Source organism: Streptomyces sp. NPDC090994, assembly GCF_044768905.1.
Taxonomy (GTDB): Bacteria; Actinomycetota; Actinomycetes; order Streptomycetales; family Streptomycetaceae; genus Streptomyces.
In genome coordinates this window covers 65,173-84,641 of sequence record NZ_JBIVWS010000018.1, presented here as the reverse complement: position 1 = coordinate 84,641, position 19,469 = coordinate 65,173, and the positions used below count along the sequence as shown (strand labels likewise).

Here is a 19,469-nt window from a genome sequence, read left to right as displayed (position 1 = left end):
CCCCTTTCTGGACGCTTACGCCGTCATGCCCAGGAACTCGGCGAGTTTCCGCAGGCCCGGAGGCCGTACGGAACCGGCCCGGAGGTCCCCGACGATGGCGACGGCGAGGGTGTGGTGCCGCATCCAGGCCGGCGCGATCTCGCGCAGCTTCGTAAGAGCCCGTACGGCGCCTTCGGCGTCCCCGAGGTCGGCGTGGGCGCGCGCGACGTCCAGGAGAAGCCACGTACGCCATGACACAGGCGTGTCGGAACTCAACCGCATGCCCTTGGCGAGACGCAGGGCCTCGTCGGGCCGCGCGTGCTGCACCGCGAGCCGAACCCGTTCGATGCGGACCGAGGAGCGGCTGAACACGGAGACCAGCCTCCCGTCGACCGGCGGCGGCAGCTTCGCGAGGCGCTTGGTGGCCTTCTCCGCGGTGGACATCATGTCGGAGGCCGTGTCGTAGTCCCCGGAGCGGGCCGCGGACGTCGCGGCGGACATCACCAGGCCGCCCCAGACCCGGACGCTCTCGGCGGTGTCCTGCTGCTCACGCTCGACCCTGTCGGCCGCGTGGACGGCAAGGTTCGTCGCGTCGTCGAGCCGGTTCTGGCGCTGATAGTTCCACGCCACCGAGTTGGCGATCATCGAGGGGAGCAGGGGGTCGGAGGACTGCTCGGCGGCGTGCATCGCACGCTCCAGCGCGGACAGGGCGAGGTCCACCTTGCCCAGCCGGATGGCGAGGTGTCCGGCGAGTTGGAGGGCCTTGCCGAGGGCCGCCTGGCCGGCCGAGCGGTCCTCGGACGTACCCACGGAGGCAAGGAAGCGGGCGTCGTTGACGATGCCGGGCAGGGCGGTCATGAGCTGCCCGAAGTCGGCGTCATGGTAGATGGTCCAGGCGTCCGCCAACTCCCGGCGCATGAGCGGGACCGTCAGCCGCTCGGTGTCGCTCGGCTCGGGGAGGGGAGCGAACATCGGAGGCATGACGGCCCGGCGCAGGGCGACGAGCTGGGGTGAGTCGACGTCTCCGGTGCTCGGCGCCCCGGGCGGATCACCGAGCAGGGCTGTCAACTCGACACCGAGGCCCTTGGCGAGGGCGTGCAGCGTGGGCAGCCGCGCGGAGTGCTTGCGCTTCTGCTCCAGCTTCTTGATCACGTCGACGGAGACGCCGGACGACTCCGCCAGACCCTCCTGCGTACGGTCGGCCAGCCTGCGCAGACGCGCCAGTCGGTCTCCCAAGTGCTCTGCCATGACTCGAGGGTAGGACCCCGCGCGCCCGCACCCGGAGAGGTCAGCGGAAGTCCTCCTCCCGGTACTCCGCGTCCGAGCCCGCCGCCGTGGCCTCGCGGAGTTCGATGCGGCGGATTTTGCCGGAGACGGTCTTGGGGAGGTTGCCGAACTCCAGGCGGCGCAGGCGTTTGTAGGGGGCCAGGGTCTGGCGGGAGTGGTCGAAGAGGATCTTCGCGGTGTCCGGGCCGGGCTGCCAGCCGGCCGCCAGGACGATGTACGCCTTCGGTACGGCGAGGCGGAGTTCGTCGGGGGCGGGGACGACGGCGGCCTCCGCGACCGCCTCGTGTTCCAGCAGCGCGCTCTCCAGCTCGAAGGGGCTGATCTTGTAGTCGGACGCCTTGAAGACATCGTCGGACCTGCCCACGTACGTGAGGTATCCGTCGGCGTCGCGGGAGCCGATGTCGCCGGTGCGGTAGTAGCCGTCCGCCATCGCCTCGGCCGTACGGTCCGGGTCGCCGTGGTAGCCGGTCATCAGGCCGACGGGGCGGGTGGAGAGGTCGAGGGCGATCTCGCCCTCGGTGGCGCCGGGTTCTCCGGTGACGGGGTCGAGGAGTTCGACGCGGTAGCCGGGGCTGGGGCGGCCCATCGAGCCCGTCTTGAGGACCTGGCCCGGGCTGTTGGAGACCTGTACGGCCGTCTCGGTCTGGCCGAAGCCGTCGCGGACGGTCACGCCCCAGGCGCGGCGGACCTGTTCGATCACCTCGGGGTTGAGGGGTTCGCCGGCCGCCACGGCCTCCCGGGGCGGGGTGGCCAGGCGGGTCAGGTCGGCCTGGACCAGCATGCGCCAGACGGTGGGCGGGGCACAGAAGGTGGTGACGCCGGCGCGGTCCATCTCGGCCATCAGCCGGGACGCGTCGAAGCGGGTGTAGTTGTGGAGGAAGACGGTCGCCTCGGCGTTCCACGGGGCGAACAGGTTGGACCAGGCGTGCTTGGCCCAGCCGGGTGACGAGATGTTCAGGTGCACGTCCCCGGGCTTCAGACCGATCCAGTACATCGTGGCCAGGTGCCCGACGGGGTAGGAGACGTGGGTGTGCTCGACGAGTTTCGGGCGGGCGGTCGTGCCCGAGGTGAAGTAGAGCATCAGGGGGTCGTCGGCGCGGGTCGGGCCGTCCGGCGTGAACCCTTCCGGGGCGGTCTCCGCGTCCTCGTACGGCTGCCAGCCGTCCGGTGCGCCGCCGACCGCGACGCGTGTGTAACCGCCGGGTACGCCGGCGAACTTGGCGGTGTCCTCGGCGCGGACGATCACATGGGCCACCCGGCCGCGCTCCACCCGGTCGCGCAGGTCGGCGGGGCCGAGCAGCGGGGTGGCCGGGATGACGACCGCGCGGAGTTTCATCGCGGCCAGGGCCGTCTCCCACAGTTCCACCTGGTTGCCCAGCATGACCAGGATGCGGTCGCCGGGCCCGACGCCCCGCTCCCGCATCCAGTTCGCGGCCCGGTCGGACTTGGCGGACATCTCGGCGAACGACCGCCGGGTCTCGGTCCCGTCCTCCTCCACGATGTGCAGCGCCGTGCGGTCGTTGCCGTCCGCGATGACGTCGAACCAGTCCAGCGCCCAGTTGAAGTGCTCGGGGCGGGGCCACGCGAAGCCCGCGTAGGCGGTGGCGTAGTCCTCGCGGTGTTCCAGCAGGAAGTCCCGGGCCTCGCGGAAGCTCTGCGTCGCCGTCGTCATCATGTCCTCCTCGGTGCCGGACCATCTCCGGGCGGCTCGCTGTCATCTTCGGGTCATCCGCCCTGGTCGCACCAGCCCCGAACGGGGGTGAACATCGCGACGACGGGCGCATGGCTCGCAGCCGGCCGGGCACCCGGGGGCACTGTGCACGAACCGCGCAGAATCCTGGTGACCGGGTGGTTCAGCTTCCTGCACGGGGAGGCGACCGCCGGGGACGTGCTGGCGCTGGAACGGGTGGAGGCGGTGCTGCGGGCAGCCGGACAGGCGTACGACGTCGTGTGGAGTCCCGGCTTCCGGGCGGACGGCACGCACGTCGAGGACGTCGATCCGGCCGCGTACACGCACCTGGTGTTCGTGTGCGGGCCCGTCCACGGGCCGCAGGTCGAGGAGCTGCACCAGCGGTTCGCCCACTGTGTGCGCATCGCCGTCGGCGTCTCGGTCGTGGACCCCGCCTCCGCGGCCGTCACCGGCTTCCACCAGGTCCTGGCCCGCGACGCGCCCACCGCCGAGCCGACCACGGACCTCGCGGCCCGCGCCCCCGCGCCGACCGCCCCGCCGGTCGTCGGTGTGATCCTCACGCACGGGCAGCGCGAGTACGGCGGCCGGCGGCGGCACGCCGAGGTCGCCGAGGCGGTGACGGGGTGGCTGAGCGGCAAGGACTGCGCACGGCTGGAGCTGGAGACCCGGCTCGACACCCATGACTGGCGGCTGTGCGCGACCCCGGCCCAGTTGGAGGCGGTCCTCGCCCGGCTGGACCTGGTCGTCACCGACCGGCTGCACGGGCTGGTACTGGCCCTGCGCTCCGGAGTCCCGGCGCTCGCCGTGGACCCGGTCGCGGGCGGCGCGAAGGTGACCGCACAAGCCCACGCCTGCGGCTGGCCCGCGCTGGTCCCGGCCGAGAACCCGGAGACCGGCGAGCCGGGGACCAGGAAGTCGGGGACCAGGGAGTCGGGGACCAGGGAGTTGGAGCGGTGGTGGGCCTGGTGCCTGGGCGACGACGGGCGGCAGGCGGCCCGGCGGATCGGTGCGGCGTTCCGGGCCGGCGGCAGGGCGGACGCCGCCGACGGGCTGGCCGAGGCCCTCGGGATTCGTTAGGCAGCGGCCGGCGGGGGCACTCGGCGAACTGTCGGTCTGCCCCGGCCCCAGAGGAGACACCGTGAGCGTCGGCCGCCTCCCCGAACACGAGCAGCGCGTCCTCGACGAGGTCGAACGCGCCCTGCGCCGCGACCGCCGGCTGGAGCGGCGGCTGCGCACCTTCCGCCCGAGCCGCCGGCCCGACCCGGCGCGGCTGTCGGCCTACCGGCCGCGCACCCCGACGGTCCTGCTGCTGCTCGCCGTCTCCGTCACCCTCATGGTGACCGGCATCGTCACCTCCGAACCCGGGGTGATCTGGGCGTTCGCCGCCGTGTGGCCGGTGACGCTGTTCGCGGTGTTCCGGGTGCTGTGCCGATGGACCGAGGGCTGACGCCGGCCCTCGGTCCTCGTGCGCCGGCGTCAGCCCGTGTAGCTGCGGGCCGTCGAGTCCCGCTGGGCCGGTTCCAGGGTGCGGAGCCGGGCCTCGACGTCCGGCGGCAGCACCCGGCGTTCCCGCAGGACCCACGGCAGGGCGGCGGCCGCCTCGGCGAAGGCGCGCAGCGAGGCGGTGTCACGGGGAACCGTGCGGGCCAGGTGCCAGGTCCGGCGCAGGGCGTACCCGGCGGGGCGGCGCAGCCAGGTGAACCACAGGGTGTTGCGGATGCCGTGGGTACGCCGGAGCGTCGCGTCCCGCACCCGTGACGGGTGGTGATGGATGGTCAGGTGGTCGGCGTACGTCAGCCACCAGCCGTCCGCCGCGAGGTCGGCGGCGAGCAGTTCCTCCTCGCCGCCCAGCCACAGCCGGGGGTGGAAACCGCCCGCCGCGCGGAACGCGTCGGTGCGCAGCACGGTCGCGGCGGCCAGGAACGAGCCGAGGGCGGGGCCGGGCAGCCAGGACGGGCCGGGGACGGGCGAGTCCCGCAGCTCCTTGACGATGGGGTCCTCCGTGCCGTCCGGTTCGACGACGATCCGGGCGGTGACCGTGCCCAGCGCGGGGTGCCGGTCGAGGAGGTCGGCCGCCCCGGCGAGCGAACCGGGCGCCCACCAGGAGTCGTCGTCGCAGAAGGCGACGTAGGGCGTGCGGACGTCGCGGACGGCGAGGTTGCGGCCGACGGCGCCGAGGTTGCGGCCGGGCCGCAGCAGCCGTACCCCCGGGTGGTGGCGGGCGACGGCGGCGGCGGTGCCGTCCGTGGAGGCGTTGTCGGTGACGATGACCGGGGGTTTCTCCGGCAGGGACGCCAAGTGGTCGAGGGTGCGCAGGAGTTCGGGGCGGCGGTTGTGGGTGATGACGACGACGGTGGTGCGGGGGTCGGTCATGACGCCGGACCCGTTCCGTCCGGGCCGTCCAGGCGGCGGGCGGCCCGTTCCACGTGCGGGGGCAGGGTCCTGCGGTCGCGGAGCGCGGCGGGCAGCCGTACCAGGGTCTCGCGCAGGGCGCGGCGGGCGTGCGGGTCGTGGCGGGCTTCGAGGGCCAGCGCGCGGGTGCGGGCGAGGGCGTGCGGCAGGGGGCGGCGCAGCCAGGCGGTGAGGAGTTCGTTGCGGCGGACGACGGCCGGGCGGTCGGTGCGCGGGCCGGGGTCGGGGTGGTGGTGGGCGGTCACCTCGGGGCAGTGGGTGACGCCCCAGCCGCGGGCGGCGAGGTCGTAGGCGAGGAGGGTCTCCTCGGCGCCGAAGAAGAGGAGGGGGTGGTAGCCGCCCGCGTCGAGGTAGGACTCGCGGCGGACCACGCAGGCGCAGGCGAGGAAGCCGAGGACCTGGGTGCCGGGGAGGTCGGCGGCCGGGCCGAGGGGGGACTGGGCGAGGACGCCGTTGAGGGGGTCGGCGTACTCGGCGGGGCCGACGAGGGTACGGGCGGAGAGCAGGCCGAGCCGGGGGTGTTCGTCGAAGAGCCGGGCGGCGGTGGCGAGCGCGCCGGGGGCCCACCAGGAGTCGTCGTCGCTGAACGCCACGTACGGGGTGTCCAGGGCGCGGACGCCGTGGGTGCGGGCGAGGGCGCCGCGGTTGACGGGCATGGACAGCACTCTCACCCGCGGGAAGTCGCGGGTCAGCATGGTGCGGGTGTCGTCGGTGGAGGCGTTGTCGACGACGAGGATCTCGGGGCGTTCGGGCAGGTCGAGGAGGTGGCGCAGGGTGGCGGCCAGGCGTGCCGAGCGGTTGCGGGTGGCGATGACGACGCCGACGGGGGCGTGCGGCGTCCGGTCGGTGCGGGTGCGTTCGGGGGTGGTGGTGGGGGCGTGGTTCATGGTGCCTCGCTCAGGGCGTCGACTGCGTGCAGTACGTCGTCGGCGGAGATGCGCAGCAGCGCGGGGTCGGGGGTGTCGCCGTGCGGGTCGCCGTCGTCGTCCGGGCCGGGGTGGTGCAGGACCTGGTGGCGGGGGTGCGGGGGCGGGCCCCAGCGGCTGGGCGGGACGGGGCCGAAGAGGGTGACGGAGGGGGCGGCGTGGGCGACGGCGAGGTGGGCGATGCCGGTGTCGCCGCTGATCACGGCGTGGGCGTCGGCGACGAGGGCGGAGAGGCGGTCGTAGGGCAGGCCGCCGCCGAAGACGTCGGTGTCGGGCAGGCCGGCGTCCTTGGCCAGCCGGGCCACGAGGTCGTTCTCGTCCGGTCCGCCGGTCACCACGACCCGCAGGCCGCGGGCGCGCAGGGTCTCGGCGACGGTCGCGTACCGCTCGGCCGGCCAGCAGCGGGAGGGGGCGCCGGCGCCGGGGTGCAGGACCACCGCGCCGGGCGCCGGGGACGGCACCCGCGGGCGGGGCAGCAGCAGGTCGGTGGGGTCGGCGTCGATGCCGTACGCCGTCAGCAGGCGGCACCAGCGGTCGCGTTCGTGTTCCTCGGCGTACCAGGGCGGTCCGTCGGCCGCGGCGAACGCGAGCAGCCTGCGGGGGCGCAGGGCGGCCAGCGGGCGGTGGCTGGCCGGGCCGTTGCCGTGCAGGTCGACGGCGAGGTCGGGGGGCGGGCCGGTCCAGTCGAGGGCACGGGGTACGGCGCGGCCGGGTGCGGCGGCGGGGAGCAGACGGTCGACGGCGCCGGTCGCGGCCACGACGGGGGCCAGGCCTGCGGGGCCGGCCAGCACCAGTTCGTGGCCGGGGTACGCCCGGCGCAGGGCGCGCAGCGCGGGGACACCGGCGAGGAGATCGCCGAGACCGAGGGCGCGGAGGACGAGGAGGCGGGGTGCGTGGCCGTCGTCCGGCGCACCGGGCGTGCCGGCGGGCGCCCCGGCCACCGCCGGCTCGCCACCCGGGCCGGACCGGTCCCGGGTGCCGGGCCGGACGCCGGACGCCGGGACGGCGGCCCCCCGCGCCACCGGGCCGGGTCCGCCCCGCCCCCGGACCCGGACCCGCGCCGGCGGGGCGGGGCGCCCATTCCGGGAAAGGACCGTCACCGGCGAGGCGGGGCGCCCGGCCCGGGAAGCGACCGTCACCGGCGAGGCGGCGCGCCCGGCCCGGGAAGCGACCGTCACCGGCGAGGCGGCGCGCCCGGCCCGGGAAGCGACCGTCACCGACGGAGCGGAACGCCCGGCCCGGGAAGGAACCGTCACCGACGCGACAGGGATCCCGACCCGGCAAGCGACCGTCACCGACGCGACAGGGCGCCCGGCCCGGAAGGGGACCGTCATCGCACCCCCTCCGCCGCCCGGGCCATCAGGGCCGTGGACGAGCGGCCGTCGAGGTACGGGAGGAGGACCGCCTGGCCGCCCCACTCCTCCAGGAGCGCGGCCTCGGGGAGGTCCGCGCCGGCGTAGTCGCCGCCCTTGACCCAGACGTCGGGGCGCAGGTCGCCCAGCAGCCGTTCGGGGGTGTCCTCGTCGAAGACGGCGACGGCGTCCACGCAGGCCAGGGCGCGCAGGACGCGGATGCGGTCGGCGAGGGGGTTGACGGGGCGGCCCTCGCCCTTGCGGCGGCGGACGGAGGCGTCGGAGTTGACGCAGACCACCAGGCAGTCGCCGAGCCTGCGGGCGGCCTGGAGGAGGCCGACGTGTCCGGCGTGCAGCAGGTCGAAGCAGCCGCCCGCGGCGACGACGGTGCCGTGCTGGGCACGGATACGCGCGGCCAGCGCGTGCGGGTCGTCGGTGTCGGGGGACGGAACGGCGCGCGGCCGGGAGCCGGCCCGTGGCAGGGCGCCCGCGCCGCCCGCGGCGACGAACGCGCTCGCGGCGCCCACCGCGCCCTCCACGGCCTCGCCGACCAGTGTGCCGTCGGCCAGCAGTCCGGCGGCGGTCGCGGCGAACCGGTCGCCGGCGCCGCAGGAGTCGCCGGGGTGGGTGGCGGGCGCGGGCACGAGGAGGGGGTGTTCGCCGTAGGAGAGCAGGGCGCCGCGGGCGCCGAGGGTGACGGCGACGGCGGCGGCCTTCCAGTCGCGGACCAGGTCGGCGGCGATGTGGGCGGCGGCGCGCAGGGTGCCGTCGGGGCGGGCGTCGCCGGGGGCGAAGCCGTGCGCCTCCTTCTCGGCGGGCGTCACCAGCCGGGTGCCGGGCACGGGCGGGCCGCCGCGCGGGTGCGGGTCCCAGACCAGGGGCGGACGGTCGGTGAGTTCCTCACGCAGGGTGCCGGCGGTGCCGCGGCCGTAGTCGGAGACCAGTACGGCATGCGCGGAGCGCAGTGCGGCGCGGGCCTCGTCGGTGGCGGCGCGGGCGCGTCCGCCGCCGCGGTCGAGGCGGACGACGGGGCGGTCCTGGGCCAGCACGCGGGTCTTCTCGGGCAGGGTGCCGCCGAGCGGCAGCGGGATCAGGGTCAGCCAGGGTTCGAGGAGTTCCCGCAGTTCGCCGGAGGCCGGGTCGTCGCCCAGGCCGGTGATCAGGGTGACGTCGCGGCCGTCGCGGGCGGCGAGGTAGGCGGCGAGCGCGGCGCCGCCCGGCCGGACGCGTTCGGCGCACTCGGACACCACCGGCACGGGCGCGTCGGGGGCGAGCCGGTCGGCGGAGCCGGTCAGGTCGCGGTCGAGCAGCGCGTCGCCGACGACGACCAGCGGGGTCTTGTCACGCATGGGTGCCCCCTCCCCGCGCGCCCCGGCCCCGCGCACCCCGGTCCAGGGCGGCGTCGAAGGCCGCGCAGATCATGTGGACGGCGACCAGGTGGAGTTCCTGGACGGTGGCCGTGGTGGCCGCCTCGACGCACAGGGACTCGTCGCTGCCCAGCATCAGCGGGTTGGGTTCGCAGCCGGTCAGCGCCCACACCCGCAGGCCCGCCGCGCGGCCCGCGTCCGCGGCGGACAGCAGGTTGGCGCTGGCGCCGGACGTGGACAGCAGCATCAGGACGTCGCCCTCGCGGCCGTGCGCGCGGACCTGGCGGGCGAAGACCTCGTCGACGCCGTAGTCGTTGGCGATGGCGGTGGTGGAGGAGGTGTCGGCGTGCAGGGCGATCGCGGAGAACGGCGGCCGGTCGTCGCGGTAGCGGCCGACGAGTTCGGCGGTCAGGTGCTGGGCCTGCGCGGCGCTGCCGCCGTTGCCGGCCGCGAGCAGCCGGCCGCCGCCGGAGAGGACGGCGGCGAGCTGGTCGCCCCAGCGCTGGGTGATGTGCGCGGAGGCACGGAACGCGGCCAGCGCGTCCTGGAGTTCGTCGCAGTGCCCGACGACGGGCGGGTGCACGGTCATCACGCCACCTCCTGGGACAGTTCGTGGTCGGCGAGGGTCAGGCGGTAGACCTGTTCGGCGCCGTCGGCGACGCGCCGCCATGTGTAGTGCTTGAGGACGCGTTCACGTCCGGCGGTGCCCAGGGCGCGGCGCAGCCGTTCGTCGGCGAGGAGGTCGCGGGCGGCGTCGGCGATCGCCCGGGAGCTGCCGGGTTCGACGAGCCGGCCGGTGACGCCGTCGGCGACGGAGTCGCGGTGGCCGCCGACGTCGGTGGCGAGCACGGGCACGCCGCAGCCCATCGCCTCCAGCGGCACGATGCCGAACGGCTCGTAGTGCGGGGTGCACAGCACGAGGTCGGCGCTGCCGATCAGGGTCGGCATGTGCTCGGGGTCGACCGCGCCGAGCAGCCGTACCCGGTCGGCGACGCCCGTCCGGCGCGCGACGCTCGTCAGGCGCCGGGCCTCGGGGTCGGTGTCGACGTCGTCGGCGGGCGGACCGCCGGCGACGAGGAGTTCGGCGTCGGGGATGTCGGCGAGGGCGCGGACGGCGAGGTCGTAGCCCTTGCGGGGGACGAGCCGGCCGCAGGCCAGCAGCCGGTGGCGGTGGCGGCGCGCGGGGGCGCGGCCGGTGTCGGCGCCGGGGCGGAAGTGGTGGGAGTCCACCCCGCACGGCACGACGGAGACCTGGCGCGGGGGCACGCCCATGTCGCCCAGTTCGACGACCTCGTCGGTGCAGGTGGCCAGGACCCGGGCACAGGAGCGGCCGAGCTGCCGTTCGATGCCGATGCGTTCGTGCGGGCTGGTGTCCCTGAGGCCCTGGTGGCGCCGCTTGACGGTGCCGAGAGCGTGGAAGGTCTGCACGAAGGGGATGCCGTGCGGCTGTACGCCGATCTGGGCGGCGAGGCCCGACATCCAGAAGTGGGCGTGCACCACGTCGGGCCGCTCCCGGGTGAAGGCCCGCGCCAGGTGGGCGCCGAAGGCGGGCATGTACGGCAGCAGGTCGTCCTTGGGCAGGGGCTCGGCCGGTCCGGCGGGTACGTGTTCGACGACCGCGCCGCCGGGCAGCGGCACCCGGTCGGGCAGATCGAGGCAGTCGCGGCGGGTGTACACCGTGACGTCGTGGCCGCGCCGGGCCAGTTCCTCGCTGAGCCGGGCCACGTAGACGTTCTGTCCCCCGGCGTCGACGCCGCCGAGCGCGGCGAGCGGGCTCGCGTGCTCGGACACCATGGCGATCCTCATCGGGTCACCTCCTTCAGCAGCCGCTCCCAGTCGTCCAGGAAGCGGGACAGCCCGTAGCGGGCGAGGGCCGCCGCCCGGGCCTTCTCGCCGACCGCGCGGGCGTGCGCGGGGTCGGCGAGGAAGTCGCGTACGGCGTCGGTCAGTACGTCGAGGCGGTTGGAGACCACTCCGGCGCCGGGCGGTACCGCCTCGGTCACCTCGGTGGTGGCGAGGGCGACCACGGGCATGCCCAGGTGCATGGCCTCCAGGAGGGACAGGCCCAGGGAGGTCCAGCGGACGGGGTGGACGTAGACGCGGCGGCGGGCGAGTTCGGTGTGCAGGTCGCTCTGCGGGACGTCCTGGGTGCGGCAGCGTGCGGGGTCGACGCCGAGGTGGGCGGCGAGTCCGTCCGTGCCCATGCCGAAGACGTCGAGGGGGGCGGCGCGGGCGAAGGCGGGCAGCAGGTCGGTGCCGGTGGTACGGCCGCGCCGGACCGGCTCGTTGACGACGACGGCGGCGCGGTCCAGTTCGCCGGTCCAGCGGGGGCCGGGGTCGACGATGCCGTGCTCGATGACGGTGGTCTCGGTGCGGCCCGCGTCCCACATCAGGCGGTTGAAGTGGGTGACGTGGACGAGGGTGACGCCGGGGAGGCCGGCGGCGGGGTGGCGGGTGTCGGGCACCCCGGGGGAACCGTGCGGTGCGTTGTGCTCCAGGTACACCAGCGGCGGCCGGCGGCCCAGCCAGCGGTCCACCAGGCCGAGTTCGTGCGGGCGTTGCAGGATCACGAGGTCGATCTCCTCGTCCCGCAGCTTCTCCGGCGGGACCTCGACCACCGACTGCGGCCAGTCCCAGGTGCGGGCGCGGCCGAGGCCGTCGGGGCCGCGGTCGGGGGTGACGGGGACGACGTAGGTGTGCGGGCCCTGCACGAAGGCCGTGGTCCACGACCCGTGCACGTGCCAGATGAGGATCCTCATGACGTCTCCCCCACGAGTTTCTCGACGGCGGCCGCCACGTCCGTGGCGGTGACGGTGTTCAGACAGGGGTGGCCCGGTACGGGGCACTGGCGGGCCCGGCTGTCGGCGCAGGGCGCGTCCTGGTCGCCGAGGAGGACGTACGGCACTCCGTACGGCCGCCAGCGTTCGGCCGGGACGACCGGGGCGAACAGGGAGACGACGGGGGTGCCGACGGCGGCGGCGAGGTGGGCGGGGGCGGTGTTACCGGTGACGACGGCGTCCGCGCCCGCGAGGACGCCGGAGAGTTCCGGGGCCTCGGTGCGGCCGCCGAGGTCGGTGCCGTGCTCCCCCGCCACGTGGGCGGTGAGGTCGCGTTCGCCGGGGCCGCCGGTGACCAGGACGCGGTGTCCGGCGGCGGCGAGTTCGCGTACGGCTTCGGCGGCCCGGTCGGGGCTCCAGGCGCGGGCCGGGACGCTGGCGCCGGGGTGCAGGACGACGTACGGGCCGGGTCCGGTCAGGCCGCCGACGGGGGGCGGCTCGTGCACGCGCAGCCGGCCGTCGTCGAGCCGGGGGAACCCGGCCGCCTCCGCCAGGTCGAGGGCGGCCTCGGCCTCGTGGGCGTGCGGGGCGCGCTGGTGGCGCACGTCGAGCAGGGAGCCGGGGTAGTCCACGCTGTCCGCGGCCAGGCGGCGGACGCCGGCCAGGCGCAGCACCAGGGCGGTGGGCAGCGGGGACTGGTGGAAGGAGGTCAGGATCAGGCCGGTGTCGGCGTCGATCCGGGCGGTGAGGGCGTCGAGGCCGGCGCGGTCCACGGCGGGCGGCTCGAACCCGCCCCAGGGCGCGTCCCACACCAGCACCTCGTCGACGCCGGGCAGCAGCCGCGCGGCGGGGGCGCCGCGGGTGCCGCACAGCAGGGTGACGTGGTCGGCGCGGGCGGCGACGGCCCGGACGGCGGGCCCGGCGAGCAGCACGTCGCCGAAGCTGTCCAGCCGCGTGACGATCGCCCTCATCGCGGCCTCCCGGGGGTGTCGCCGGCGGCCGGGGCCCGCCACACCGCCGCGTCCGCCGGGGCGGCCGGCGCGCCGGTGGCGTAGGCGTTCTCGATGGGCCGTTCGTCGGCCAGGACCCGCCCCTTCGGCGGCCCGTCGAGCACCGCGCGTACGGCGGTCAGCAGATCGGGAGCGACATGCTCGGCGGCGGTGATCTCCTCGGGGCGGGTCACCTGGTTCGGGACGAGGATGCCGCGCGCGCCGGCCCGGCGGGCGGCCGCCACGTCGGCGCCGATGTCGCCGATGACCACGGCGTCGGCGGGGCGGGTGCGGATCCGGCCGAGGGCCCACAGGATCATGCCGGGCCGCGGCTTGCGGCAGGGGCAGCCGTCGTCGGGGCCGTGCGGGCAGACCGCCCACACGTCGAACGGGCCGAGCAGGTCGTCGATCCGCTGGTCGACGGCGCGCACGTCGGCTTCGGTGAGCAGGCCCCGGGCGACCCCGGACTGGTTGGTGACGACGCCGGTGCGGATGCCGTGCGCGCGCAGCAGGTCCAGTGCCTCGCGGGCGCCGTCGACCGGGCGGACCCGCTCCGGGTCGCCGTTGTAGGGCACGTCGTGCACGAGGGTGCCGTCCCGGTCGAACAGCACCGCCTCGACGGGGCTCATGCGGCCACCTCCCGCCAGGCGGGGGCGGACCGGTGCCGCAGCTCTCCGCCGATCCGGTGCCAGGTGGCGGCCGGCGGGATGAGCGCGCTGGTCACGAGCATGGTCGTCACCTCGTCGCGGGTGCGCGGGCCGGGCGCGAGGCGGGCCCAGGCGAACTCGGCGGTGCCGGCGGCCCAGCCGAGCCCGGCGACGGCGGCGGCCCGGGGGCGGCCGGCGGCGGCGAGGAGGAGGGCGGCGGCACCGGCGGCGGTGATGGCCATGTGGCGGCGGATCCGGCCCCGGGGCGCGACCGCCTTGTCCCACCAGTCGGGGCCGTGCAGGCGGCGCATCAGCGCGTCGTCGGCGTTGCCGCGCTGCTGTGTCAGGGAGACCCAGCGGGAGGCGGGCCGTACCGGGTGCCGGGTGGTGCGCCGGCCCTGCCGGATGCGCCAGCCGGAGTCGAGGACGCGCAGCGCGAGGTCGGCGTCCTCGCGGAAGGCGCGGGTGAAGCGTTCGTCGAAGCCGCCGACCTCCTTGAGCACCTCGGTGCGGTAGGCCATGTCGGCGGTGATCCAGCGGGCCGTGGCGAGGCCCGCGGTGCCGCGCTCCCAGTCGGTGGGGCGGCGTTCGCCGGGCAGCGGGACGGCGATGACGCCCTGGACGGCGCCGGTGTCGGGGGCGGCCCCGGTGAGGTCCTGCACGAGCTGGTCGCACCAGTGGGGGCCGACCTGGACGTCGTCGTCGAGGAACGCGGTCCATTCGGTGGTGACCGCGCGCAGGCCGGTGTTGCGGGCGGCGGCCGGTCCGCGTCCGCCGCTCCGCAGCACGACGGTGCGCGAGCGCAGGTCGCCGAGGACGGTCAGCGGGTGTTCCAGGGCGCCGGGCTCGGCGTCGGCGTCCGGCGCGGGCCGGTCGTCGACGAGGACGATCTCGTCCGGTTTCGGTCCGGTCGCGGCGGCGAGCGCGGCCAGGCAGTCGGCCAGCGTCGCCCGGGCGAGGGTGGGGATCACCACGGAGTAGCCGGGGTGGCCCTCGGGGTGTCCGGTCATGCGAAGGCCCTCCCCCGGCGGACGGCGAACGGTCCGATGGCGAGGAGGTCCACCGGCGCGGAGCCGAAGCACTCCAGGGCGTCGCGCGGGTCGTCGACCATGGGCCGGCCGGCGGTGTTGAGGCTGGTGTTGACGACGACCGGCAGTCCCGTGCGCCGTTCGAAGGCGTGCAGCATCCGCGCGACGAGCGGCTCGCGGCGCTCCTCGACGGTCTGGATGCGGGCGGTGCCGTCGACGTGGACGACGGCCGGGACGCGGTCCCGCCAGGCGGCGGCGACGTCGTGCACGAAGAGCATGTACGGGCTGGGGATCGGGCCGCCGGAAAAGATCTCGGCGGCGCGGTCGGCCAGCACCATGGGCGCGACCGGCCGGAACTCCTCGCGGCCCTTGACGGCGTTGAGGCGCTCCAGGTTCTCCGCGCGGCCCGGGTGGGCCATCAGGGAGCGGTGTCCGAGGGCGCGCGGACCGTACTCGCTGCGGCCCTGGAACCAGGCGACGACGCCGTCCCGGGCCAGTTCCTCGGCGACCGTCTCGGCGATGTCGCCGGGTTCCTCGTAGGGGATCGCGGCCGTCTCCAGCCAGGCGCGGATCTCGTCGTCGCTCCAGCCGCGCCCGAGGTCGGCGCCGGGCATCGGCTCGGGGGCGGCGCCCTCCTGGGCGGCGGCGACGTGCAGGGCGCCGCCGAGCGCGGTGCCGGCGTCCCCGGCGGCGGGCTGCACCCAGACGTTGCGGTACGGGCCCTCGCGGGCGATGCGCGTGTTGGCGACGCAGTTCAGGGCGACGCCGCCGGCCATGGTGAGCGAGTCGCCGCCGGCCTCGCGGTGCAGCCAGTGGACGAGGTCGAGGAGGGTCTCCTCCAGGACGGCCTGGGCACTGGCGGCGAGGTCGGCGTGGACCTGGGTCCACTCCTGGTCCTTGGGCCGGGCCGGGGCGAGGGCGGCCCAGTCGACGCCGTGGGCGCGGAAGCCGCCGTCGCCGGTGGCGTGGACGTGCTCGCGGAGCCGGCCGGCGAAGCGGGGTCTGCCGTAGGAGGCGAGGGCCATGACCTTGAACTCGTCGCTGCTGCGCAGGAAGCCGAGGTGCTCGGTCAGTTCCTCGTAGACCAGGCCGAGCGAGTGCGGCAGGGCCTGGGTGGCGAGGGTGTCGAGCTTGCCGTCGCGGTAGCGGCCGGCCAGGTGGGAGGCGCACTCGCCGCGGCCGTCGAGGACGAGGACGTCGTTGTCGGGGTGCGGGGAGGCCGGTCCGGCGGAGGCGGCGTGGGCGACGTGGTGCGGGACGAAGACGACCTGGTCGGGGTCGAGTCCGGGCAGCGCGTCGGCGAGGAACTGGGGGGCGCGGCGGGCGTACTCCAGGCGCAGCGGGTCCCAGGGGTCGTCCAGGCCCATGTCCCGGGCGGGCCGGGCGAGCTTGGGGTCGAAGGAGTACGCGACGGCGTCCAGTTCCCCGGGCCGCACGCCCGCGTGCTCCAGGCACCAGCGGGCCGAGAGTTCCGGCACCTCCCAGGCGGAGAACGGCACCGGCCGCTTGCCGTGCTTGCGGCGGCTGAAGCGCTCTTCCTCGGCGGCCGCGACGGTCCTGCCGTCCACGACGAGGGCGGCGGCGGGGTCGTGGAACAGAGCGTTGATACCGAGGATGCGCATGAGGTGTACTCCGTCCTGTGTCGCTTCCGGGTCGCGGGTGCCGCGGGACAGCTGTCTCAAACACTTGGAAACAGCTCAACTCCGGAAAGGTCGGGCAAAACCACCCTCTGTGACGGCCTCGGCGGTTCAGGCCGCGACGGCGTGCGCGAACCAGCCGATGGTGCGTTCCAGGCCCTCGTTCCAGTCGGTGCGGGGGCGCCAGCCGAGCCGTTCGCGGGCCAGCGTGGTGTCGGGGCGGCGGCGCCCGGGGTCGTCGACGGGGCGTTCGACGAAGCGGATGCGGGAGCCGGAACCGGTCAGGTCGACGATGCGGCGGGCCAGTTCCAGCATGGTGATCTCGTCGCCGCCGCCGATGTTCACCGGCCCGGCCTCCCGGGACGCGGCGAGGGCCAGGACGCCGTCCACGGTGTCGTCGACGTAGCACAGGGAGCGGGTCTGGGCGCCGTCGCCGGCGACGGTGAGCGGTACGCCGTCCAGGGCCTGGGCGATGAAGGTGGGCACGGCACGGCCGTCGCCGGTGCGCATCCGGGGGCCGTAGGTGTTGAAGATGCGGACGATGGCGGTGTCGGTGCCGTGCACCTGGCGGTGGGCGGTGGTGAGGGCCTCGGCGAACCGCTTGGACTCGTCGTAGACGCTGCGCGGGCCGACCGGGTTGACGTTGCCCCAGTAGGTCTCGCGCTGCGGGTGCTCCAGCGGATCGCCGTAGACCTCGGAGGTGGAGGCGAGCAGGAAGCGGGCGCCGTCGGCGTGGGCCCGCTCCAGGGCACACCGCGTCCCGGTGGAGCCGACGTCGAGGGTCTCCAGCGGGAGGCGGAGGTAGTCGGCCGGGGAGGCCGGGCAGGCGAAGTGCAGGACCAGGTCGAACCGGCCGGGCAGGCCGCGCAGGGCGGCGGGGTCGGTGGCGTCGGCGTGCACGAAGCGGAAGCCCCGCTCGCGCTCCAGGGCGGCCACGTTGCTCCGGGTGCCGGTGGCGAGGTTGTCCAGGCAGACGACCTCGGTGCCGGCGTCGAGCAGCCGGCCGCACAGGTGGGATCCCACGAATCCGGCGCCGCCGGTGACCAGCGCCCGGCGCCAGGACCGGCCACCGCTGAGGCTCTCGCTCACGGGGCTCTCCTCACTCTCGTGTTCACGTGCGTGTCGGCGAGTAACCGGCGACGGCCCCCCGTACCCCGAACGCGCTTTCGAGACAGTGGCCGTGGCCGGTCGCGGGGAGGAGACCTGGCCGCGGATTCCCTACGATCGTGACGTGGCCACCTTCTTGCTCGAACGCACGGCACCGCTCCCGCCGGCCGAGGCCTGGCGCCGGCTCACCGAGTGGCACCGGCACGGCGACGCGGTACCGCTGACCCGGATCACCGTCACCACCGCCCCGCCCACCGGCCCCGGCACCCGCTTCGTCGCCCGCACGGGCCTGGGGCCGCTCGCCTTCGACGACCCGATGGAGGTGACCGTCTGGGAGCCGCCGGGGGACGGGACGCCGGGCCGGTGCCGCGTGGAGAAGCGGGGCCGGGTGGTACGGGGCTGGGTGGAACTGGAGGTCCGCCCGGGCCCCGGCGGCCGCACCCGGGTCCGCTGGCACGAGGAACTCACCGTCCGCCTGCTGCCGTCGGCGCTCGACGGAACCCTGGAGCGCTCCGGCCGGTACGTCTTCGGACGGGCGGTCAACCGGCTGCTCAGGCAGCCGTGAGACGACCGGTCCCGCCCACCGCCCGGATCAGCCCCCGGCCAGGAGCACGGCCCGACGCGTGGTAGCTTCTGCGGACGAGACTGTATACGAGCTGTATGCGACACAGGGGGCCGCGGTGACGTCCGGACGGGAGAAGGCGTACGCCTACCTGAAGGAGACCGTGCTGACGGACCCCGCGATGCAGGGCGAGTTCCTCTCCGAGCAGGAGGTCGCCGACCGCATCGGCGTCTCGCGCACCCCGATCCGGGAAGCGCTGCTGCTGCTCGCCGCCGAGGACCTGGTGCAACTGGTGCCCAAGCGCGGTGCCCGCGTCGCCCCGCTGTCCGGGCGGGAGATCACCGAGCTGATGGAGCTGCGCGGCATCGTCGAGCGGTACGCGGCCGAGCGGGTGATCGCCACGGACAGCTGTCCGCTGCCGGAACTGAACGCCCTGCTGGAGCGCCAGCGCGCCCTGACCGGCCCGGCACAGGCGCGCGAGTTCATCGCCGTGGACCAGCAGTTCCACATGACGCTGGTGTCGGCGGTGGGCAACGGCCTCCTGGACCGGCACTACGAGGGGCTGCGCAGCCGGCAGGTCCGGGCGGGTGTGGTGGCGCTGTTCAACGCGCGCAACCGCCAGGACGCGGTCCTCGTGGAGCACCGCGAGATCCTGGACGCCCTGACCGCGGGCGACGCCGCCGCGGCCCGCGCGGCGATCGACGGCCACCTGGAGTCGACGCTGCGGGTGCTGCTGGCGGGATAGCCGCGGAGGACGCGCCCCGCAGGGGCGCGGGGAACTGCGCGACAAGCCACGACGGACCCGCAGCCGGCACCCGGCACCCGTCACCCCGCACCCGCCACCCGGCACCCCGCACCCCGCACCCCGCACCCGGCCGAACCGGCCTCACAGCCGCCGGTTCGCCAGCACCGAGATCTTCTCCCGCACCGCCCCCACCTCCGCCGGGTCCAGGTCGGCCACGACCAGCTCAGGCCCCGCGCCCGCCGCACCCCGCACCGTGCCGTCCGGACCGGCCACCAGGCTGTACCCGATGCCGGTGGGCGCCTTCGGCGGCACCGGCGTGCCGCTCGCCTCCGGGTCGGCCTGGTCGACGGCGGCGACGAACAGCGTGGCGTCCAGCGCGCGGGCCCGCACCAGCAGCTCCCACTGCTCGCGCTTGCCCGGCCCCGCGCCCCAGGACGCGGCCAGCAGCGTGGCGACCGCGCCCGCGTCGGCGTGCGCCCGGAACAGCTCCGGGAAACGGACGTCGTAGCAGGTCGCCAGGCCGAGCCGGACGCCGTCCACGTCGATGGTGACGACCCGCGAGCCGGGCGCCACCGTGTCCGACTCGGCGAAGCCGAACGCGTCGTAGAGGTGGATCTTGTCGTAGGACGCCTCGACGCCGGGGCCGGTGGCCAGGAGCGTGTTGGTGACCCGGCCGTCCGGCGCGGGGGTGAACATGCCGGCCACCACGACGGTCTCCGAGGCCGCCGCGATCTTGCGGAGGCCGTCGGCCCAGGGGCCGTCCAGCGGCTCGGCGACCGGCTTCAGCGAGGTGCCGAAGCAGATCATCGACGCCTCCGGGAAGACCACGACCCGCGCGCCGGCCTCGGCGGCCCGCCGCGTCTCCCGCTCGATCAGTTCCAGGTTCCGCGCCGGATCGGTGCCGGTGGTGAGCTGGCTCAGTGCGATGCGCATGGGTGCGGTGTCCCTTCGTCGGCGGTACGGC

Annotated in this window: 19 protein-coding genes; 4 read left to right on the top strand and 15 right to left on the bottom strand. The window is 75.6% G+C overall.

What is annotated here, in order from left to right:
• Positions 1-15: 15 nt before the first annotated feature.
• Both ACIQR3_RS29100 and ACIQR3_RS29095 read right to left on the bottom strand, forming a co-directional pair.
• Positions 16-1,227, bottom strand: a complete 1,212-nt coding sequence (locus tag ACIQR3_RS29100; RefSeq protein ID WP_403543610.1) for a helix-turn-helix domain-containing protein — start codon at positions 1,225-1,227, stop codon at positions 16-18.
• A 40-nt stretch (positions 1,228-1,267) separates the two neighbouring features.
• The gene (locus ACIQR3_RS29095; RefSeq protein ID WP_403543609.1) at positions 1,268-2,938 is read right to left on the bottom strand and encodes an AMP-binding protein; all 1,671 of its coding nucleotides are present in this window, start codon (positions 2,936-2,938) and stop codon (positions 1,268-1,270) included.
• A gap of 168 nt (positions 2,939-3,106) precedes the next feature.
• Between ACIQR3_RS29095 and ACIQR3_RS29090 the strand changes: the two genes are divergently transcribed.
• On the top strand, positions 3,107-4,033 hold the full coding sequence (locus ACIQR3_RS29090) for a polysaccharide pyruvyl transferase family protein (RefSeq protein ID WP_403543608.1): 927 nt from the start codon (positions 3,107-3,109) through the stop codon (positions 4,031-4,033).
• Between the two features lie 61 nt (positions 4,034-4,094).
• Positions 4,095-4,403, top strand: coding sequence for a DUF3040 domain-containing protein (locus ACIQR3_RS29085; protein ID WP_403543607.1), 309 nt, complete (start codon positions 4,095-4,097; stop codon positions 4,401-4,403).
• Between the two features lie 29 nt (positions 4,404-4,432).
• Here the strand turns inward: ACIQR3_RS29085 and ACIQR3_RS29080 are convergent, their stop codons facing one another.
• From ACIQR3_RS29080 to ACIQR3_RS29025, 12 genes are all read right to left on the bottom strand, one after another.
• On the bottom strand, positions 4,433-5,329 hold the full coding sequence (locus ACIQR3_RS29080) for a glycosyltransferase family 2 protein (protein WP_403543606.1): 897 nt from the start codon (positions 5,327-5,329) through the stop codon (positions 4,433-4,435).
• The gene (locus ACIQR3_RS29075; protein ID WP_403543605.1) at positions 5,326-6,255 is read right to left on the bottom strand and encodes a glycosyltransferase family 2 protein; all 930 of its coding nucleotides are present in this window, start codon (positions 6,253-6,255) and stop codon (positions 5,326-5,328) included. Before ACIQR3_RS29075 ends, ACIQR3_RS29080 begins: the two co-directional genes overlap by 4 nt.
• Positions 6,252-7,235 (bottom strand): glycosyltransferase family 9 protein, encoded by a 984-nt coding sequence (locus ACIQR3_RS29070; protein WP_403543654.1) that lies wholly within the window; start codon positions 7,233-7,235, stop codon positions 6,252-6,254. Before ACIQR3_RS29070 ends, ACIQR3_RS29075 begins: the two co-directional genes overlap by 4 nt.
• A 389-nt stretch (positions 7,236-7,624) precedes the next feature.
• Positions 7,625-8,995, bottom strand: coding sequence for a D-glycero-beta-D-manno-heptose 1-phosphate adenylyltransferase (rfaE2, locus tag ACIQR3_RS29065; protein WP_403543604.1), 1,371 nt, complete (start codon positions 8,993-8,995; stop codon positions 7,625-7,627).
• A complete protein-coding gene (locus ACIQR3_RS29060) occupies positions 8,988-9,602 on the bottom strand; it encodes an SIS domain-containing protein (protein ID WP_403543603.1) in 615 nt (204 codons plus the stop codon). Before ACIQR3_RS29060 ends, rfaE2 begins: the two co-directional genes overlap by 8 nt.
• The gene (locus tag ACIQR3_RS29055) at positions 9,602-10,819 is read right to left on the bottom strand and encodes a glycosyltransferase (protein WP_403543602.1); all 1,218 of its coding nucleotides are present in this window, start codon (positions 10,817-10,819) and stop codon (positions 9,602-9,604) included. The genes ACIQR3_RS29060 and ACIQR3_RS29055 overlap by 1 nt, the downstream gene beginning before the upstream one ends.
• Positions 10,816-11,772, bottom strand: coding sequence for a glycosyltransferase (locus ACIQR3_RS29050; RefSeq protein ID WP_403543601.1), 957 nt, complete (start codon positions 11,770-11,772; stop codon positions 10,816-10,818). Before ACIQR3_RS29050 ends, ACIQR3_RS29055 begins: the two co-directional genes overlap by 4 nt.
• Positions 11,769-12,761, bottom strand: coding sequence for a glycosyltransferase family 9 protein (locus tag ACIQR3_RS29045; protein ID WP_403543600.1), 993 nt, complete (start codon positions 12,759-12,761; stop codon positions 11,769-11,771). The genes ACIQR3_RS29050 and ACIQR3_RS29045 overlap by 4 nt, the downstream gene beginning before the upstream one ends.
• Positions 12,758-13,408 carry a D-glycero-alpha-D-manno-heptose-1,7-bisphosphate 7-phosphatase gene (locus tag ACIQR3_RS29040; RefSeq protein ID WP_403543599.1) on the bottom strand — a complete coding sequence of 217 codons (651 nt, stop codon included), beginning with the start codon at positions 13,406-13,408 and terminating at the stop codon, positions 12,758-12,760. The genes ACIQR3_RS29045 and ACIQR3_RS29040 overlap by 4 nt, the downstream gene beginning before the upstream one ends.
• Entirely contained in the window at positions 13,405-14,436 is a 1,032-nt protein-coding gene (locus ACIQR3_RS29035) for a glycosyltransferase family 2 protein (protein ID WP_403543598.1), read from the bottom strand. The genes ACIQR3_RS29040 and ACIQR3_RS29035 overlap by 4 nt, the downstream gene beginning before the upstream one ends.
• Positions 14,433-16,076: a carbamoyltransferase gene (locus tag ACIQR3_RS29030; RefSeq protein WP_403543597.1), complete on the bottom strand. Its 1,644-nt coding sequence runs from the start codon at positions 16,074-16,076 to the stop codon at positions 14,433-14,435. The genes ACIQR3_RS29035 and ACIQR3_RS29030 overlap by 4 nt, the downstream gene beginning before the upstream one ends.
• 126 nt (positions 16,077-16,202) lie before the next feature.
• Positions 16,203-17,180: an NAD-dependent epimerase/dehydratase family protein gene (locus ACIQR3_RS29025; protein ID WP_403543596.1), complete on the bottom strand. Its 978-nt coding sequence runs from the start codon at positions 17,178-17,180 to the stop codon at positions 16,203-16,205.
• A gap of 142 nt (positions 17,181-17,322) precedes the next feature.
• On the opposite strand from ACIQR3_RS29025, the gene ACIQR3_RS29020 reads away from it, so the two are divergent.
• On the top strand, positions 17,323-17,763 hold the full coding sequence (locus ACIQR3_RS29020; RefSeq protein ID WP_403543595.1) for an SRPBCC family protein: 441 nt from the start codon (positions 17,323-17,325) through the stop codon (positions 17,761-17,763).
• A 115-nt stretch (positions 17,764-17,878) separates the two neighbouring features.
• The gene (locus ACIQR3_RS29015; RefSeq protein ID WP_403543594.1) at positions 17,879-18,505 is read left to right on the top strand and encodes a GntR family transcriptional regulator; all 627 of its coding nucleotides are present in this window, start codon (positions 17,879-17,881) and stop codon (positions 18,503-18,505) included.
• Positions 18,506-18,646: 141 nt separating this feature from the next.
• On the opposite strand, the gene ACIQR3_RS29010 is transcribed toward ACIQR3_RS29015, so the two are convergent.
• A complete protein-coding gene (locus ACIQR3_RS29010; protein WP_215170315.1) occupies positions 18,647-19,438 on the bottom strand; it encodes a carbon-nitrogen hydrolase family protein in 792 nt (263 codons plus the stop codon).
• Positions 19,439-19,469 lie beyond the last annotated feature (31 nt).

Excerpts from the sequence above, each read along its gene's own strand:
- ACIQR3_RS29060 (WP_403543603.1), bottom strand. The coding sequence starts at position 9,602 with ATGACCGTGCACCCGCCCGTCGTCGGGCACTGCGACGAACTCCAGGAC.
- ACIQR3_RS29035 (WP_403543598.1), bottom strand. The coding sequence starts at position 14,436 with ATGACCGGACACCCCGAGGGCCACCCCGGCTACTCCGTGGTGATCCCC.
- ACIQR3_RS29010 (WP_215170315.1), bottom strand. The coding sequence starts at position 19,438 with ATGCGCATCGCACTGAGCCAGCTCACCACCGGCACCGATCCGGCGCGG.
- ACIQR3_RS29095 (WP_403543609.1), bottom strand. The coding sequence starts at position 2,938 with ATGACGACGGCGACGCAGAGCTTCCGCGAGGCCCGGGACTTCCTGCTG.
- ACIQR3_RS29055 (WP_403543602.1), bottom strand. The coding sequence starts at position 10,819 with ATGAGGATCGCCATGGTGTCCGAGCACGCGAGCCCGCTCGCCGCGCTC.
- ACIQR3_RS29075 (WP_403543605.1), bottom strand. The coding sequence starts at position 6,255 with ATGAACCACGCCCCCACCACCACCCCCGAACGCACCCGCACCGACCGG.
- ACIQR3_RS29080 (WP_403543606.1), bottom strand. The coding sequence starts at position 5,329 with ATGACCGACCCCCGCACCACCGTCGTCGTCATCACCCACAACCGCCGC.
- ACIQR3_RS29100 (WP_403543610.1), bottom strand. The coding sequence starts at position 1,227 with ATGGCAGAGCACTTGGGAGACCGACTGGCGCGTCTGCGCAGGCTGGCC.
- ACIQR3_RS29050 (WP_403543601.1), bottom strand. The coding sequence starts at position 11,772 with ATGAGGATCCTCATCTGGCACGTGCACGGGTCGTGGACCACGGCCTTC.
- ACIQR3_RS29030 (WP_403543597.1), bottom strand. The coding sequence starts at position 16,076 with ATGCGCATCCTCGGTATCAACGCTCTGTTCCACGACCCCGCCGCCGCC.
- ACIQR3_RS29045 (WP_403543600.1), bottom strand. The coding sequence starts at position 12,761 with ATGAGGGCGATCGTCACGCGGCTGGACAGCTTCGGCGACGTGCTGCTC.
- rfaE2 (WP_403543604.1), bottom strand. The coding sequence starts at position 8,995 with ATGCGTGACAAGACCCCGCTGGTCGTCGTCGGCGACGCGCTGCTCGAC.
- ACIQR3_RS29040 (WP_403543599.1), bottom strand. The coding sequence starts at position 13,408 with ATGAGCCCCGTCGAGGCGGTGCTGTTCGACCGGGACGGCACCCTCGTG.